The 16,237-nt window shown below is 70.3% G+C and carries 14 protein-coding genes; 7 read left to right on the top strand and 7 right to left on the bottom strand.

Annotated elements, in window-relative coordinates; all coding sequences use genetic code 11:
- Positions 1-21: 21 nt before the first annotated feature.
- Entirely contained in the window at positions 22-1,584 is a 1,563-nt protein-coding gene (locus ACH413_RS02265) for a S8 family serine peptidase (RefSeq protein ID WP_360029807.1), read from the bottom strand.
- Between the two features lie 136 nt (positions 1,585-1,720).
- On the opposite strand from ACH413_RS02265, the gene ACH413_RS02270 reads away from it, so the two are divergent.
- A complete protein-coding gene (locus ACH413_RS02270) occupies positions 1,721-4,618 on the top strand; it encodes an AAA family ATPase (RefSeq protein ID WP_360029808.1) in 2,898 nt (965 codons plus the stop codon).
- A 160-nt stretch (positions 4,619-4,778) separates the two neighbouring features.
- Here ACH413_RS02270 and ACH413_RS02275 read toward each other — a convergent pair whose 3' ends face one another.
- A complete protein-coding gene (locus tag ACH413_RS02275) occupies positions 4,779-5,213 on the bottom strand; it encodes an Lrp/AsnC family transcriptional regulator (RefSeq protein WP_360029809.1) in 435 nt (144 codons plus the stop codon).
- A gap of 81 nt (positions 5,214-5,294) precedes the next feature.
- On the opposite strand from ACH413_RS02275, the gene ACH413_RS02280 reads away from it, so the two are divergent.
- The gene (locus ACH413_RS02280; RefSeq protein ID WP_360029810.1) at positions 5,295-5,645 is read left to right on the top strand and encodes a hypothetical protein; all 351 of its coding nucleotides are present in this window, start codon (positions 5,295-5,297) and stop codon (positions 5,643-5,645) included.
- Here ACH413_RS02280 and ACH413_RS02285 read toward each other — a convergent pair.
- Together ACH413_RS02285 and ACH413_RS02290 are read right to left on the bottom strand one after the other, a co-directional pair.
- Positions 5,642-6,250, bottom strand: a complete 609-nt coding sequence (locus ACH413_RS02285; RefSeq protein ID WP_360029811.1) for a TetR/AcrR family transcriptional regulator — start codon at positions 6,248-6,250, stop codon at positions 5,642-5,644. The two genes, ACH413_RS02280 and ACH413_RS02285, sit on opposite strands and share 4 nt — an antisense overlap.
- 5 nt (positions 6,251-6,255) lie before the next feature.
- Positions 6,256-7,518, bottom strand: a complete 1,263-nt coding sequence (locus ACH413_RS02290; protein ID WP_360029812.1) for an MFS transporter — start codon at positions 7,516-7,518, stop codon at positions 6,256-6,258.
- Positions 7,519-7,580: 62 nt separating this feature from the next.
- Between ACH413_RS02290 and ACH413_RS02295 the strand changes: the two genes are divergently transcribed.
- Positions 7,581-8,363 (top strand): SDR family NAD(P)-dependent oxidoreductase, encoded by a 783-nt coding sequence (locus ACH413_RS02295; RefSeq protein WP_360029813.1) that lies wholly within the window; start codon positions 7,581-7,583, stop codon positions 8,361-8,363.
- Here the strand turns inward: ACH413_RS02295 and ACH413_RS02300 are convergent.
- Entirely contained in the window at positions 8,358-9,512 is a 1,155-nt protein-coding gene (locus tag ACH413_RS02300) for an FAD-dependent oxidoreductase (protein ID WP_360029814.1), read from the bottom strand. The genes ACH413_RS02295 and ACH413_RS02300 overlap by 6 nt on opposite strands.
- On the bottom strand, positions 9,509-9,826 hold the full coding sequence (locus ACH413_RS02305; protein WP_360029815.1) for a bifunctional 3-phenylpropionate/cinnamic acid dioxygenase ferredoxin subunit: 318 nt from the start codon (positions 9,824-9,826) through the stop codon (positions 9,509-9,511). The genes ACH413_RS02300 and ACH413_RS02305 overlap by 4 nt, the downstream gene beginning before the upstream one ends.
- Positions 9,827-9,958: 132 nt before the next feature.
- On the opposite strand from ACH413_RS02305, the gene ACH413_RS02310 reads away from it, so the two are divergent.
- The 4 genes from ACH413_RS02310 (at position 9,959) to ACH413_RS02325 (ending at position 15,576) form a co-directional block, all read left to right on the top strand.
- Positions 9,959-10,741 (top strand): IclR family transcriptional regulator, encoded by a 783-nt coding sequence (locus tag ACH413_RS02310; protein ID WP_360029816.1) that lies wholly within the window; start codon positions 9,959-9,961, stop codon positions 10,739-10,741.
- A gap of 178 nt (positions 10,742-10,919) precedes the next feature.
- Positions 10,920-12,005 (top strand): S-(hydroxymethyl)mycothiol dehydrogenase, encoded by a 1,086-nt coding sequence (locus ACH413_RS02315; protein WP_360029817.1) that lies wholly within the window; start codon positions 10,920-10,922, stop codon positions 12,003-12,005.
- Complete coding sequence (locus ACH413_RS02320; protein ID WP_360029818.1) at positions 12,002-14,449, top strand: FAD-dependent oxidoreductase; 2,448 nt, start codon at positions 12,002-12,004, stop codon at positions 14,447-14,449. The genes ACH413_RS02315 and ACH413_RS02320 overlap by 4 nt, the downstream gene beginning before the upstream one ends.
- Positions 14,446-15,576 carry an aromatic ring-hydroxylating dioxygenase subunit alpha gene (locus ACH413_RS02325; protein WP_360029820.1) on the top strand — a complete coding sequence of 377 codons (1,131 nt, stop codon included), beginning with the start codon at positions 14,446-14,448 and terminating at the stop codon, positions 15,574-15,576. The genes ACH413_RS02320 and ACH413_RS02325 overlap by 4 nt, the downstream gene beginning before the upstream one ends.
- On the opposite strand, the gene ACH413_RS02330 is transcribed toward ACH413_RS02325, so the two are convergent.
- Positions 15,560-16,216, bottom strand: coding sequence for a GntR family transcriptional regulator (locus ACH413_RS02330; RefSeq protein WP_360029821.1), 657 nt, complete (start codon positions 16,214-16,216; stop codon positions 15,560-15,562). The two genes, ACH413_RS02325 and ACH413_RS02330, sit on opposite strands and share 17 nt — an antisense overlap.
- Positions 16,217-16,237: the final 21 nt, after the last annotated feature.

Raw genomic sequence — 16,237 nt, forward strand, 5'->3', positions numbered from 1 at the left:
GGGAAGTCCTTCCGGTGCTCGTCAGAACGTCAGGGTCCAGGTGTCGATGTTCCCGGCGTCGTAGGTCCAGACGTCGGTCACCTGCAACTTCCACGTGCCGTTGCGGTTCTCGGCGGAGGCGTCGACCGTGAAGGTCTCGTGCACACCGGCCGAGGAGGTCGCGCCCTTCGCCTTCTTGAGGCTGTAGGTCGCACCGGACGGACCGACCAGGTCGATGGCCAGGTCAGCGGTGTAGGGGTGGTTGATGTCGACCTTGACCTTGGTACCGGTCGAGGCCTTGCCGGTGCAGCCGGTCACGTTCACCGACGAGGTCACCGCGGTGTTGTTGTCCGGAATGGACACGTCGTCGCCGTTGGTGGCGGCGGCGCACGGCTCCGGGTCGGGGCTACCGCCGCCGATGAAGCTGATGTTGAGCAGCTTGTTCGGCGAGCCCTGCAGGTCGGTGATCTTGCCGGTCGTGGCGTTGTTCACCAGCGCGTCGCGAACCTGGGCAGGGGTCGCGGACGGGTTCGCGGACGCGTACAGCGCGGCGGCACCGACGACGTGCGGGGTGGCCATCGAGGTGCCGCCCATCGACGTCGTGCCGCCGCCGTTCTTGGTCGACGTGATGTTCGAGCCGGGCCCGAAGAGGTCGACGCAGGAGCCCCAGTTCGACGCCTGCCCACCGGTGTAGATCGAGCGCTTGTCGGCCGAGTCGCTGGCGGCCACCGTGATGGCCTCCGGCACGCGGGCGGGGGAGGTCTGGCAGGCGTCGCCGTTGTTGTTGCCCGCCGCCAGGCCGAACGTCACGCCCGCCGCGATCGCGCGCTTCACCGCGTTGTCCACAGTGGAGTCCGCGCCGCCGCCGAGGCTCATGTTCGCCACGGCGGGCTTCTTCGCGTTCTGCGCGACCCAGTCGATGCCCTTGATGATCTGCGAGTACTGGCCGTTGCCGGAGCAGTCGAGCACGCGCACCGCGACGAGGTTGACCTTCTTCGCCACGCCGTACGTCTTAGAACCGACCGTGCCGGCGACGTGCGTGCCGTGGCCCTGGCAGTCCGAGGCGTCCGCGTCGTTGTCGATGAAGTCGTAGCCGTCCTTGGCGCGACCCTCGAACTCGGTGTGTGCCTTGTAGATCCCGGTGTCCAGGATGTACGCGGTCACGTTCGACGCGGTGTTCGGGTAGGTGTACTTCGCGTCGACGGGCAGGTTCGCCTGGTCGATCCGGTCCAGGCCCCACGTCGGGTTCGTCTGGGTGTCGGACATCCGCGCCCAGCCGTCCTGCTGCACGTAGGCGACGGCGGGGTCGGCCGCGAGCCTGCGCGCCGCCGCCTCGTCCAGCTTCACCGCGAAGCCGCGCACCGACGCCACGTAGGTGTTGCTGACCGTGCCGCCGTGCTTGCGGGCGAGGTCGAGCGCCTTGGCGTTGGTGGTGGGAACGTCGCTCGCGCCGTCCTTGAACACCACGATGTAGCTGCCCGCGACGGGGTCGGCGGTCTTCTGGATCGACGCCGTTTGAGCGGAAACAGGGCTGCTCACCGCCGCTGCGACGGCCAGGCCCAGGCCCGTCGCCGCGAGCACGCGTGTTGTGCGATCAAGTCGCATCTCTGGTTCTCCGTTCTCCGGCCGCCTCGGCAGGGGTGGGCGACCACGTGCGGATCACCATCGGGCGGCGGGGAACGGCGAACAATCCGGATATCGCTACGTAGGGATACCCGTCTTTCACCTACCATCGGTGCGGATGAGCCGGACACCGAAGTCCAGGGCGCGGCGCTGCGACCCCGGCGGACTGATGCGCACGAGCTCGCCGGTGCTGGTGGGGCGAGGTGACCAGCTCGGCGCGCTGCGCGCCGCCGTGCCGAACCACCCCGCGGTGATCATGATCGAGGGCGAGGCCGGCGTCGGTAAGTCGCGGCTGGTGCGCGAGCTGCTCGACGCGGACCTCGGCCCGATCTCCGTCCTCATGGGCCACTGCCAGCCGGTGGGGGAGCCGTTCCCGTACGGCGCGGTGCTGGAGGCGTTGCGCGACTGCACGGAACGCTTGGCGCGCAACCACTCACGGCTCAGCCCGGTGTCCGGTGTGCTCGGTTCGCTGTTGCCGGAACTCGCCGAGTACCTGCCGCCGCCACTGCCCCCGACCGGTGACCCGCGGGCCGACCGGCACCGGTTGTTCCGCGGCATGCGCGAACTGCTCGGCGTCCTCGGGCCGGTGCTGCTGGTCGTCGAGGACCTGCACTGGGCCGACGACGGGTCCCGGCAGCTGCTGCGGTTCCTGATGGGCGACCCGCCGGCGAACCTGTCCATCGTGGTCACCTACCGGCGCGAGGACGTGCCGGGTGGTGTTCCGCTGGGGTCGGCGTACCGGCCGCCGACCGGGATCACCAGCGCGTTGCTCGAACTCCAGCCGCTCGACGTGGCCGAGGTGCGGGCGCTGACGTCCGCGATCCTCGACGGTGAGTCCGTGTCGCTGGAGTTCGCGGCCAAGCTGCACGAACGCACGGCGGGCATCCCGTTCGTGGTCGAGGAAACGTTGCGGGCGTTGCGGAATCCCGCCGGTGCCGTGCACGCGGACGGCGCCACGGCCCGTCGGTTGCTCGACAACGTGGACGTGCCCGTGCTGCTGCGCGACGCCATCTCCGAGCGCCTCGCCGCGCTGCCCGCCGCTGCTACCCGGTTGGTGCAGGCCGCCGCGGTGCTGGGCGCGCCCGCGTCCGTCGAACTGCTCGGCGAGGTGGCCGAGATCGGTGAGAGTCGTGCCGCCCTGACGCACGCGCTGACGGGCCACGTTCTGCACGAGGTCGATGCACGGCGGTACGGCTTCCGGCACGCGTTGGCTCAGCAGGCCGTGTACGACACGTTGAGCGGACCGGACCGGCAGGAACTGCACCGCCGCGCCGTCGAGGTGCTCGACCAGGTGGAACCGCGTCCGCTGGTGCAGCTCGCGGAACACAGCGAACGCGCCGGGCGCACGTCGGCCTGGCTGCACTACGGCGAGGCCGCCGCGGACAGGGCCGTCGAGAACGGCGACGCGGCCACCGCCACGGCCCTGCTGCAACGGCTGCTGCTCGATCCCGCCGTGCCCGTGACGGACGTCGACCGGCTGGCGATCAAGCTCGGTCAGATCGCCCATCAGGGCCTGGACCAGCTCGATCCGGCCGAGGCACTGGAACGGCTGCTGTCCGACCGGCGCCTGTCGACCGCCGCGCGCGGGCAGGTCCGGCACTACCGGGGCGTGCTGCTGATCCGTCAGGCGGGCGGGATCGAGGAGGCGCGCTCCGAGCTCGAACGGGCGGTCGCCGACCTGACCGAACGCCCGGACCTCGCGGCGCGCGGAGAGGCCGTGCTGGGGCTGTCCTACCTGGGCATGACGCCGATGAGCGAGGTCCAGCCGTGGCTCGACCGCATCAGCCGGGCGCGCGTGACCGAGACCGACCCCGAGCAGAAGATGGCGTTGTACGCCAACGAGGTCGGCTCCAAGATGCACATGGGCGACCCGTCGGTGCTGGCCGAGTGGGGGTTTCAGCCCGCGACCACGTCCGGCGAACTGCGCCAGCTCGCCCGTGCCCACTGCAACCTCGCCGACGCCATGACCACGACCGGTCACTTCGGCCGGTGCGCCGAGCTGCTGCGCGACGGCCTGCGGTTCGCCGCCGAGTGCGGTGCCCCGTTCACCGCGAGCACGGCCCACGCGACGAGGGCCCGCCTCGACTGGCTGACCGGCGACTGGGAGGGCCTCGCGGACCGGGCGCAGACCCTGCTCGACGAGTACCGCGACCTGTATCCGCTGGCCAGCGAGCTGTCGCTGATCCTGGGTTCGCTGGCGACGGCACGGGGTGAGTGGGCGGAGGCGACCAGCTACCTCACCGAGACCGGCGCGTTCGTCCCCGAGGAGTCGATCGTCCCGGTCGCCGTCGCGGGCTGCGCGGCCCTCGCCCGCACGATGCTGGCCCAGGACGAGATCACCCGTGCCTGCGTGGACGTCGACCGCGGCCTGGCGATCGTGCGCGCGAAGGGCGTGTGGGTGTGGGCGACCGAACTGGGTCCGGTCGCCGTGGCCACGTTCCTCGCCGCCGGCCGCGAGACCGACGCCGAGACGCTGATCGAGGAGATCGCCGCGGGCATCGAGGACCGCGACGCCCCGATGGCGTTCGCCGCCCTGGCCTGGTGCCGCGGCCTGCTCGCCGAGGCACGCGGTCAGCTCGACGCCGCGGTGTCGCTCTACCGGGAGGCCGCCGACAGGTACACGGCGTTGCCCGCGCCGTACCTCACCGCGCTGGTCGCCGAACGCGAGGCCGCCTGCCTGCTGCCCGGCGACCAGGAGAAGGCGGCGGAGATCCTGTCGGCGCTGGTCGACACGTTCGACGGCCTGGGCGCCACCCGCGACGCGGCCCGGTGCCGGCACCAGCTGCGCGGCATCGGTGGCGGCAAGCCGTCGCGGCGGGGCAGGCGCGGGTACGGCGACGAGCTGTCGCCGCGCGAGCAGGAGGTGGCGCGGCTGCTGGTCGCCGGGCACACCAACCGGAAGATCGCCGACGTGCTGTTCCTGTCGCCGCGGACCGTCGAGCAGCACGCGGCACGGGTGCTGCGCAAGCTCGGGGTGTCGTCGCGGGCCGAGCTGCAGGCCGAGGACCTGGCCTAGGTCGTGTCCTGCAAGTTTGTTCGGTGAGAGGCGCGGGCGAGAGATTCGGAGACGGTGCCGCCGCAATGCCCTCATACCGGGCGTATTCGGGCGTTGCGGCGGTGCCGTCTCCGGGTCCCTCGGCTGCCACTGTCGCCCAACGAACTTGCAGGGACACGGCCTAGCCCTTCACCGTCTTCATCGGGAACTGCGAGTTCGTGCGCGCCACGCCCGGCAGTCTCGTGAGCGCGGACATGTAGAGCTGCTCGTAGGCGGCGAGGCCGGCGACGGAGACCCACAGGTGGTAGTCGGGCTGCCCGAACATCCGCACGCAGTGCTCGACGGCGTCGATCTCCGCGATCTTCGCCTCGAACGCCTCGATGGTCTCCGTGTCCTGCGCGGCGAGGTCGATGTGCACCAGCACCCGGAAGCCCCGGCCGAGCGCGGCGGGGTCGACGGCCGCGTGGTAGCCGGTGATCACCCCGGCCTCCTCCAGCGCCCGCACTCGCCGCAGGCACGGCGACGGCGTGAGGCCCACCTTGTCGGCCAGTTCGGTGTTGGTGAGGCGCCCGTCCTCGCGGAGGAGGCGGATGATTGCGCGGTCGATGCGGTCCACTGGCAGATCATGCCACGATCAGTCGCCTTCGGGGTTGAAGTGACAATCGCGTGCCAGTCTTTAGAGCCTAATCTGCTTGTCGTGAACGAACTTCTGCTGACCGACGACGAACGCGACAGGGCCGGAGCGCGGCTGCTCGCGCTGCTGGACGGCTACGAGCGCACTCTCGCACTGGCGCGGCGGTTGGGCGACGGCATTTCGGCCACGCCCGGACTCACGTTGCTGGCCCCCGTGACGCTGACCGCGGTGTGCTTCCAGGTGGACGGCGCTTCGCCCGAGGAGCACACGAAGTTGCTCGAGACGCTGGCCGCCGAGAACGTCGCGCTGCTCGGACCCGTTGTGGTGGCGGGGAAGCGGGGCATCCGCGCCTGCGTCACCAACCACCGCACCTCGGAGGCCGACATCGACCTGATCCTCGAACGGCTGCGTTAGCGCCAGACGTCGGCGAGGTTGCGGTCGAACATGGTCGCGATCGACACCAGTGCCGCGTCGAGGTCGACGTTGCCCGGATCGACGAGCGCCTGCAGGTGGATGCCCAGGAGTGCGCCGTTGAGCGCCACGGCGGCGGTGCGCTCCTGCTCGGCGGCCTTCTCCTGATCGGCGGTGGCCGGGCGTTTGAGGCGCAGCAGGGTCTCGATGCCCTCGCGGCGCCGCGCGAAGAACTCCCGGTACTGCTCGTGCACGACGCCGCGGTCGCTCAGCGCCTCGACCAGGATCATGAACACCAGCGCGGAGTTGCCGCTCCTGAGCAGTTCGGCCGTCTCCGCGAACACCTCGGTCAGGGACGGCACGGCCTCGTAGCGCTCGGCCGGCCAGATCCGCCCGACCAAGCGCTCGACCACGGCCATCACGAGGCCGTCCTTGTTCTTGAAGTGCCACGGGATGGAACCGCGGCTGATGCCCGACCGCTTCGCGATGTCCACAAAGGACGTGCGGTCGAACCCGCGTTCGGCGAAGAGCTCCTCGGCGGCGTCCAGGATCCGGCGGCGGCTCTCGTCGCCGATCTCGTCGATCCGGCGCTGCGCGGGGGAGTTCACGGCGATCATCGTACGACCCGGGCGATGTCGCCCCGCACGTGACGAGCCGTCCCGACCAGCACCAGACCCGCGGCGACCGAGGCCACCGGTGCCACCGCGGCGACGGCGACCTGCGCACCCCAGAGCTTCTCCGCCACGCCGGTGAGCGCCGCGCCGCCGAGCCCGCCGACCACCGCCGTGAAGACGCCGACCAGCGCGAACGCCGTCGCCCGGAACTCCTTCGGTGTCACCGACGCCACGACCAGGCTCAGCGGCACGACGCCGGCGAACGTCATCGCCTGGACGACGACCCCGATCACCACGTAGGTCGTCACGTCCTGCGCGTACGCCTGCACCGCGAACCCGATGCCCAGCGCGGAAAGCGCGCCGGCGGCGAGGTGCAGGCACGCCGGGGGACTGCGCCGGAACAGCCGGTCGCTCAGGATTCCGCCGAGTGCCGCGCCGAGCAGTCCGCCCGCCGCGCAGACCGCCGTGATCACGCCGCGTGCCGCCGCGCCCTGCCCGAGTTGCTCCTCGAGGATCACGTTGAGGTAGATCGGCACCGTCGTCACGGAGATGCCGAACGCTCCGAGCGCGACCATCACCCCCACGAACGTGGGGATCTTCCTGAGGTCCTTCAACGCCCCGCGCGGCGTCGCGGTGGAGTGCTCCCGGACCGGTTCGGGCAGGCGCAGCGCGGCCAGGCCGAGCAGCAGCGCGGGCACGGCGAGGAAGGCGAACGCCCATCGCCACGGTTCGTGTTCCGCGGGGACGAACGCCGCGAAGGCGGCGGCCAGCAGGGGGCCGGCGACGATGCCGAGCGGCTGCCCGCCGCGATGCAGCCCGAGCACCCGCCCTCGCCCGGCCGGCGGGTAGGCGTCGACCAGCAGTGACGACTGGATCGGGCCTTCGTTGGCCTTGCCGACGCCCGCGACCACGCGCACCGCGACGGCCTGCCAGAGGTGCTGGACCATCCCCAGCACCCCGGCCGCCGCGGCCCAGACGAGGGTGGCGACGCCCGCGATCGTCGTGCGGCGGTGCCGGTCGCCCAGCAGACCGAGCGGGAGTGCGGCGAGCGCGACCATCACCCCGGCCAGGGCTCCGACGACGCCGACGGCCGCCGTGCTGATGCCGAGCGACTCGCGGATCTCGGGCGCGAAGACCACGAACATCACGTTGTCGACGCTGTCCAGCACCTGCAGGCCGACCAGCACGCCGATCGTGGCGCGGCCGCCCGCGGCGAGGACCTGCCGGAGCGACGTCGGAGCGGATTGTTGACTGAGAGGCATGCTGAGCAGGGTACTGTGTTGGCCAGCATAGTGTCATCAGATCAACATAGAGAGGTGTTCCCATGCGGGACTGGACGGGATCGACCGCCTTCGTGACCGGCGGCGGCAGGGGGATCGGCCTGGGCATCGCGCGGGCGCTCGCGCACCGGGGTGTGAGCGTCGCGCTGGCCGACGTCGACGAGGAGTCGCTGGCTCGCGCCGCGGAAGAGCTGTCCCAGGTGACGGCCGTGGAGACGTTCCGGCTGGACGTGCGCGACCGGGAGGCGTTCGAGAAGGCCGCCGACCAGACCGAACGCGCGCTCGGGCCCGTGGACCTGCTGTTCAACAACGCCGGCATCGCGCCGTACGCCCCCGCCGCCGAGCTGACCTACGACAAGTGGGACCTGGCCCTCGGCGTGAACCTGACCGGCGTGGTCAACGGGATCCAGATGTTCCTGCCGCGGATGATCGAGCGGCGGACGGGTTACGTCGTGAACACCTCGTCTGGCGCCGGGCTCGTGTCCGACGGGAACGTTCTGTACGCGACGGCCAAGTTCGCGGTCGTCGGCCTGTCGGAGGCGCTGCGCCACGACGTGGCCGGGCACGGCGTCGACGTCAGCGTGCTGTGCCCTGGCCCGGTCGACACGGGCATCATCGCGAACACGAGGGCGGCGAGCGCCGGTGTCGCGGTGCGGGACGACCTCGTGCCCGGCGTCGAGGCGTTCCTCCGGAGCGGGCCGGGCATCGACGCCGTGGGCGAGATGGTGCTGGCGGGCATGGAGAAGCGTTCGCCGTGGATCTTCACCGGCTACGACGTGCGGCCGCACCTGGAGAAGCGGACGGCCGCCATCCTGGACTGCCTATGACACGGGAGCGGTGAGCTGCCGGCGCAGGCGGCCGAACAGCTTGGCGTTGTTCATGGCGAGCAGCCCGACGGGCCGGCCGGCGCGGCGGAACTCGGCGACGAACCTGCGGTCGTCCGGCGACCCGTCGATCACGGCCACCTCGTCCGCGCCGCCGGTCTCGCCCGCGACCTGCAGGCGGACGCCGTACTGGTCGGACCAGACGTACCCGGACGGCCGGAACGTCTCCACGGTCGCGCCCGCGAGGAGGTTGCGGACGGCGACGACCGGCTGTTCCGAGGCGTTCGTCCAGTGCTCGTGCCGGACGTGATCTCCCGTGGCAGTGCGATAACGGGCCACATCGCCCACAGCGACAACGGACGCGATGGACGTGACGCAGCCGGTGTCGCACAGCACGCCGTTGTCCACGGCGAGGCCTGAGTCGGCGAGCCAGCCGGTCGCGGGCGCCATGCCGATCCCGGCCACCACGACGTCGGCGGGCAGGTGCGTGCCATCGCGCAGCAGGACACCGGTCACCCTGGAACCGTTGTGCGAGAACGAAGCCACGCCGACGCCCAGGTGCAGGTCGACGCCGTGGTCGGCGTGCAGGTCGGCGCAGAGCGAGCCGAGAACGGGGCCGAGCGCGCGTTCCATCGGCACCGGGGCGGCCTCGACGACGGTCACCTCGTGGCCGAGCGCACGGCACGTGGACGCGACCTCGGCGCCGATCCAGCCCGCGCCGACGACCACGACACGGGCGCCCGGCAGCAGATCCGCTTGTAGCGCAACGGCATCGTCGAGGGTGCGCAGGGTGTGGACGCCGGCCAGGTCCGCGGTGCCGGGAAGGGCGCGGGGCCGGCCGCCGGTCGCGATCACCACGCCGTCCGCGCGCAGGATCTCGCCGGTCGACAGGTACAGCGCGCCGGTCGAGGGATCGAGCTGGTCGGCACGGACGCCGAGTCGCCATTCGGCGCCGAAGTCGTCGTCGGAGAGCGCGAGGTCCTCGGCCGGCATCGTGCCGTTCAGGAACGCCTTGGACAGCGGCGGCCGGTCGTAGGGCGCGTGGGGTTCCTCGCCGATGACCACGATCCGTCCGTCGAAGCCCTGCTTGCGCAGTTCCTCCACGGACCGCAGCCCGGCCAGCGATGCGCCGGCCACGGCGACCGTTTTCACGCCACAGCCTCGCGGCTGCCCGTGTCCACGTAGATCATTCCGTCCTGCACGACGACCGGGTACGTGCGCACCGCCCTCTTAGCCGGCAGGCACGTCGGGACGCCGGTGCGCAGGTCGAAGCTCGCCGCGTGCAGCGGGCACTCGACGAAGCAGCCCTCCAGCCAGCCCTCCGACAGCGACGCGTCCTGGTGGCTGCACGTGTCGTCGATCGCGTAGAACTCGCCGTCCGCGTTGAAGACGGCGATCGCCGGGTCGCCATCAATACGCACGGATTCGCCGACTGGAAGATCGGCCACGGCGCATGCGGTGATCATCTCGAACCCCTCCGTTGCGTATTACGGAACGCGATGTGCGATACGCAACAGCAGAATGAGGCCAGAACGCGGGCGCGTCAAGGTGCGTTTGGGCTGTCTGGGGTTGTTGCACCAATCGGTTACGGTTGCGTAATGAGCAACAACGGGGAGGCGCGCGACACGGCGCTGGTGCAATCGGTCGATCGGGCGGTGGCGGTGCTGGAGCTGCTGGCCCGCAACGGGGAAGCGGGGATCACCGAGATCGCCGCCGAGCTCGGCGTGCACAAGTCCTCCGCGTCCAGACTCGTTTACACGCTCCAGGCCCGTGACCTCGTGGAGCAGGACGGCGAACGCGGCCCGTTCCGGATCGGCCTCGGCATGCTCCGGTTCGCCGGGGCGGTGACCGGGCAGCTCGACTACGTCCGGGTGGGCGGACCGGTCTGCACGGAGCTCGCGGACCGGCTGGGCGAGACCGTCAACATCGCGATCCTCGACAGCGGCGTCGCGCTGAACGTGAGCCAGGCGCGGGGCGGTTCCGCGGTGGCGGCGCAGAACTGGGTCGGCCAGCGCACGCCGTTGCACGCCACGTCGAGCGGCAAGGTCCTGCTCGCCGCCGCGTCGGCCGACGACCAGGACCGCCTGCTGGCGGGAGAGCTGGAGCCCTGCGCCCCGCGCACGATCACCGATCCCGTGAAGCTGCGGTGCGTGCTGCGACGCACGGCCGAGGACGGGTTCGCGACCTGCATGGAGGAGCTGGAGGCCGGGCTGCACGCGGTCGCGGTGCCGGTGTTCGGCTCGCACGGCGACGTCGTGGCGGCGATCAGCGCCGCCGGTCCGGCCTACCGGCTCTCGCAGAAGCGCATGCCGGAGATCGTCGAGGAGCTGCGGGTGGCGTCGCGCGACCTTTCGGTCCGAATGGGGCATTCCATGCTGTGAAAGGCGTTCACGCACAGCGAGCCCTCGGTCACGGCCGGGGGCTCGCTGCCGTTCGGGGTGCCTCCGTCCGTGCGACAAGGTCTTGACAACGGCTCCGGCGAGCCGCACCGTGATGCCGCTAGTTGCATAATGCGAACTGCGTTGCGTATTACGGAACTCGCCGACAGGAGCGAACGAAGTGGCACATGCGGTGAAGGGTGTCGTGGCGGCGGGGCGCGGAGCGAAGGTCTCGGTCGAGACGATCCTCGTGCCCGATCCCGGTCCGGGCGAGGCGCTGGTGAAGGTGCAGGCGTGCGGGGTGTGCCACACCGACCTGCACTACCGGGAGGGCGGGATCAACGACGAGTTCCCGTTCCTGCTCGGGCACGAGGCCGCGGGGATCGTCGAGGCGGTCGGCGAGGGCGTGACCGACCTGGAGCCGGGCGACTTCGTGATCCTGAACTGGCGCGCGGTGTGCGGTTCGTGCCGCTCCTGCCTGCGCGGCCGGCCCCAGTACTGCTTCAACACCCACAACGCCGCGCAGCCCATGACACTCGCCGACGGCACGCCGCTGTCGCCCGCGCTGGGCATCGGCGCGTTCGCCGAGAAGACGCTCGTCCACAGTGGACAATGCACGAAGGTGAACCCCAAGGCACCGGCGGAGGTCGCGGGCCTGCTCGGCTGCGGCGTGATGGCGGGCATCGGCGCCGCGATCAACACCGGCGGCGTCACCCGCGGCGACAGCGTGGCCGTACTCGGCTGCGGCGGCGTCGGTGACGCGGCGATCGCGGGAGCCCGGCTGGCCGGGGCGCGCACGATCATCGCCGTCGACCTCGACGACACGAAACTCCAGTGGGCCGAACGCTTCGGCGCCACGCACACGATCAACGCCCGCGAGCAGGACGTCGTCGAGACGATCCGCGAGCTCACCGAGGGCAACGGCGCCGACGTCGTGATCGACGCGGTCGGCCGCCCCGAGACCTTCCAGCAGGCGTTCTACGCCCGTGACCACGCCGGTCTCGCCGTGCTCGTCGGTGTGCCGACCCCGGACATGAAGCTCGAACTGCCGTTGATCGACGTGTTCTCGCGCGGTGGCGCGGTGAAGTCGTCCTGGTACGGCGACTGCCTGCCCAGCCGCGACTTCCCGATGCTGATCGACCTGTACCTGCAGGGCCGGCTCGACCTCGGCGCGTTCGTCTCCGAGACGATCGGGCTGGGCGACGTCGAGAAGGCGTTCGAGGACATGCACCACGGCCGCGTGCTCCGCTCGGTGGTGGTCCTGTGAGCCAGCCGAGAGTCGTGCTGATCGGCGCGGGCATCGTCGGATGCGCGCTCGCCGACGAACTCACCGCACGTGGGTGGACCGACGTCACCGTGCTCGAACAGGGACCGCTGTTCGCCACGGGCGGGTCGAGCTCGCATGCGCCGGGCCTGGTCTTCCAGACCACCGGCTGCAAGACGATGACCTCGTTCGCGAAGTACACCGTCGAGAAGTACACGGCGCTGACGATGGACGGCCAGTGGTGCTTCCAGCAGCTCGGCGGGCTGGAGGTCGCCACCACCCCCGAACGCTGGACGGACATCAAGCGCCGCCACGGCTGGGCGACGTCATGGGGCGTCGAGAGCTACCTGCGCGACCCGGAGGAGTGCGCGCGACTGCACCCGTTGCTCGACCCGTCCCGGATCCTCGGCGGCTTCCACATCCCGAGCGACGGCATCGCGAAACCGTTGCGGGCGGCCGAAGCGCAGGCACGCCGGGCGATGGAGCGCGGCGCGAAGTTCCTGGCGCACCACAAGGTCACCGGTATCGAACGCAACGGCCGCCGCGTCAAGGCCGTCGTCACCGAGCACGACACGTTCGCCGCCGACATCGTGGTGTCGTGCGTCGGCATGTGGGGCCCGCGCATCGGACGGATGGTCGACCTCGACATCCCGCTCGTCCCGATGGCGCACCAGTACGCGAAGACGGCTCCGTTGGCGGCGTTGAAGGGCGTCAACACGGAGCTGTCCGAGATGTCGAAGCCGTTGCTGCGGCACCAGGACGCCGACCTGTACTTCCGCGAGCACGTCGACCGGATCGGCATCGGCGCGTACGGGCACCGGCCGATGCCGATCTCGGCCGACGACATTCTCGACTTCGACGTGGCGCCGACCATGCCGTCCGAGATCGCGTTCACCCCGGAGGACTTCGAGACCTCCTGGGACGCCGCCGTCGACCTGCTGCCGGCCCTCGGCGACTCGAAGGTCGAGGAGGGCGTCAACGGCCTGTTCTCCTTCACCCCGGACGGCAACCCGCTGCTCGGCGAACACCCCGGACTGCAGGGCTTCTGGGTCGCCGAGGCCGTGTGGATCACGCATTCCGCCGGTGTCGCGAAGGCGATGGCCGAGTGGCTGGTGGACGGGCAGCCGGACATCGACCTGCACGGCTGCGACCTCAACCGGTTCGAGGACGTCCAGCGCTCGCCCGGTTACGTGCACGAACGCAGCTGCCGGGCGTTCGTCGAGGTCTACGACATCCTGCACCCGTTGCAGCCCGCCGAACGCCCGCGGCCGTTGCGCACCAGCCCGTTCTACGAGCGGCAGCAGGAACTCGGCGCGGTGTTCCTGGAGGCGTCGGGCTGGGAACGGCCGCACTGGTACGAGGCCAACGCCGGGCTGCCCGAGGTCGCGGAGATCCCGGAACGCAACGAGTGGGCGTCCCGGTTCTGGTCGCCGATCGCCGGTGCCGAGGCCCTCGTCGCCCGCAAGCGGGTCGCGATGTTCGACATGACCGCGTTGAAACGGCTGGAGGTCAGCGGCCCGGAGGCGTTGACGTTCCTGCAGACGATGACCACCAACCAGCTCGACCGCAAGCCGGGCGCGGTGGTGTACACGTTGCTGCTCAACGAGGACGGGGGAGTGCGCAGCGACCTGACGATCGCGAGGCTCGGCCAGAACCGGTTCCAGGTCGGCGCGAACGGCCCGCTCGACCTCGACTGGCTGCGCCGGCGCCTGCCGCCCAACGGCGGCGTGCACATCTCGGACATCACCCCGGGCACCTGCTGCATCGGGCTGTGGGGACCTGAGGCGCGCAACCTCCTGCAACCGTTGACCGGCACGGACTTCTCGCACGAGGCCATGGGGTACTTCAAGGCACAGGAAGCCTTCATCGGCGAGGTGCCGGTCACCGCGATGCGCCTGTCGTACGTCGGTGAACTGGGCTGGGAGCTCTACACCACGGCCGACATGGGACGGCGTCTGTGGGACACGCTCTGGGAGGCCGGTCAGCAGCACGGCGTCATCGCCGCCGGTCGCAGCGCGTTCACCAGCATGAGGCTGGAGAAGGGCTACCGCTCGTGGGGCGCCGACGTGACCACCGAGCACGACCCGTACGAGGCGGGGCTGGGTTTCGCGGTTCGCATGAACAAGGGTTACTTCCACGGCCGCAGGGCGTTGGAGGGCAAGTCCGAGGACACCGTTGCGCGCAAGCTGACCTGCTTGATCATCTCCGATGACTTCCAGGTGGTCATGGGTTCCGAGCCGGTGTTCGCCGGTGGCGTGCCGGTCGGGTACGTGACCAGCGCGGCTCGTGGTTACTCGATCGGCAGGAACATCGCCTACGCCTGGCTGCCCGCCGAGATCGCGACGGAGGGAACTCCCGTCGAGATCGAGTACTTCGGTGAACGCGTCCAGGCCGTCGTGTCGTCCGAACCGCTGTTCGACCCCGAGATGAAGCGGATCCGCTCATGACCCAGACCTCGTTGCCGTCCAGCCTCATCCCCACGTTGCCCGGCAGCGCCTACACCGATCCGGCGATCTTCGCGCTGGAGCAGGAGAACATCTTCGAGCGGATGTGGTTCTGCGCGGTCCGCAGCGCCGACCTCCCGGACGCCGGCAACTTCCGCACCGTCCAAATCGGACGCGAGAGCGTGCTGGTGACCCGCTCGCGCGACGGCTCGTTGCGCGCGTTCCTCAACATCTGCCGGCACCGCGGCGCCAAGCTGTGCGTCGAGGAGACCGGCACGGTCAAGCGGAACTTCCAGTGCCCCTACCACGCCTGGACCTACGGCCTCGACGGCAAACTGGTGGCCGCGCCGAACCTCACGTCGATGCCCGACGTCGACCGCGTCGAGTACGGCCTGAAGCCCGTGCACCTGCGCGAATGGCTCGGCTACGCGTGGCTGTCGCTGGCCGACGAGCCCGCCTCGTTCGAAGAGACCGTGCAGCAGGACGTCCGCGAGCGGCTGGGCAACCTCGACGCGATCGGCAACTACCAGGTCAGCGAACTCGACCTGGGCCGCCGGATCACCTACGACGTCAAGGCCAACTGGAAGCTCATCATCGAGAACTTCATGGAGTGCTACCACTGCGCCACCATCCACCCCGAGCTCACGGAGGTCCTGCCGGAGTTCGCGGACGGCTACGCGGCGCAGTACTACGTCGGGCACGGCGCGGTGTTCGGCGAGGAGATCAAGGGCTTCACGATCGACGGCAGCGCGGGCTTCGAGAACCTGTCCGGAGTGGACGCCGAGCAGGACCGCCGGTACTACGCGATCACCGTGCGCCCGCAGGTGTTCATCAACCTCGTGCCGGACCACGTGATCATCCACCGCATGTACCCGATGGCCGCCGACCGCACGATCGTCGAGTGCGACTGGCTCTACGCCAAGGACGTCGTCGCCACCGGCAAGGACGTGTCGCGGTCCGTCGAGCTGTTCCACCGGGTCAACGAGCAGGACTTCGAGGCCTGCGAACGGTGTCAGCCCGCCATGTCATCGCGGGCCTACAGGGACGGCGGTGTGCTGGTCCCGTCCGAGCACCACATCGCGGAGTTCCACTCGTGGGTGCAGGGGAAGCTCGTCAGATCAACGCCCTGATCGCCTGTTCGAACCCGACGACGTGCTGGGAGGCGAGTTCGCTCGCCTTCTTCGCGTCACCCTCGATGATCGCGGTGAGGAGCGGCACGTGCTCGTCGACGTGACCGGCCATCCCGGACAGTCGCGGCAGGAAGACGCACCAGATCCGGGTCGCCAGGTTGTCGTACGAGATCAGCGTGTCTTCCAGGAACGGGTTGTGCACGCACCCGTAGATCGCGCGATGCACGCCGACGTCGGTGCGCAGCAGCTCGATGTTGTCGCCGGAAGGTGCTGTGTCGAGCCGCGAGCGCAGTTCGGTGAGCGCGGTCCTGTCCGCGGCCGTGGCCCTCTCGGCGGAGGCGGCCGCGGCGAGGGGTTCCAGGGTCCTGCGCACCTCGGAGATGTGCGAGAGGTCGGAGATGTTCACGTCGGTGGCGAACGTGCCGCGGCGCGGGAAGGCGACGACGAGCCGTTCCTGTTCCAGGCGTTTCAGCGCTTCACGGATCGGGGTGCGGCCCACGCCGAGCTCGGTGCGCAGCCTGTCCTCGTTGATGGGCTCGCCCGGCTTGATCTCCAGCATGACCAGGCGATCGCGCAGCACGGCGTACGCCTGTTCGGTGAGTGAGACGGAGGCGGGCTCGTCGTTGACCCGTGCGTTCATGTGACCTACGGTACTGCACAG

It is taken from the genome of Lentzea sp. NPDC020367 (genome assembly GCF_044387305.1).
Lineage (GTDB): Bacteria > Actinomycetota > Actinomycetes > Mycobacteriales > Pseudonocardiaceae > Lentzea.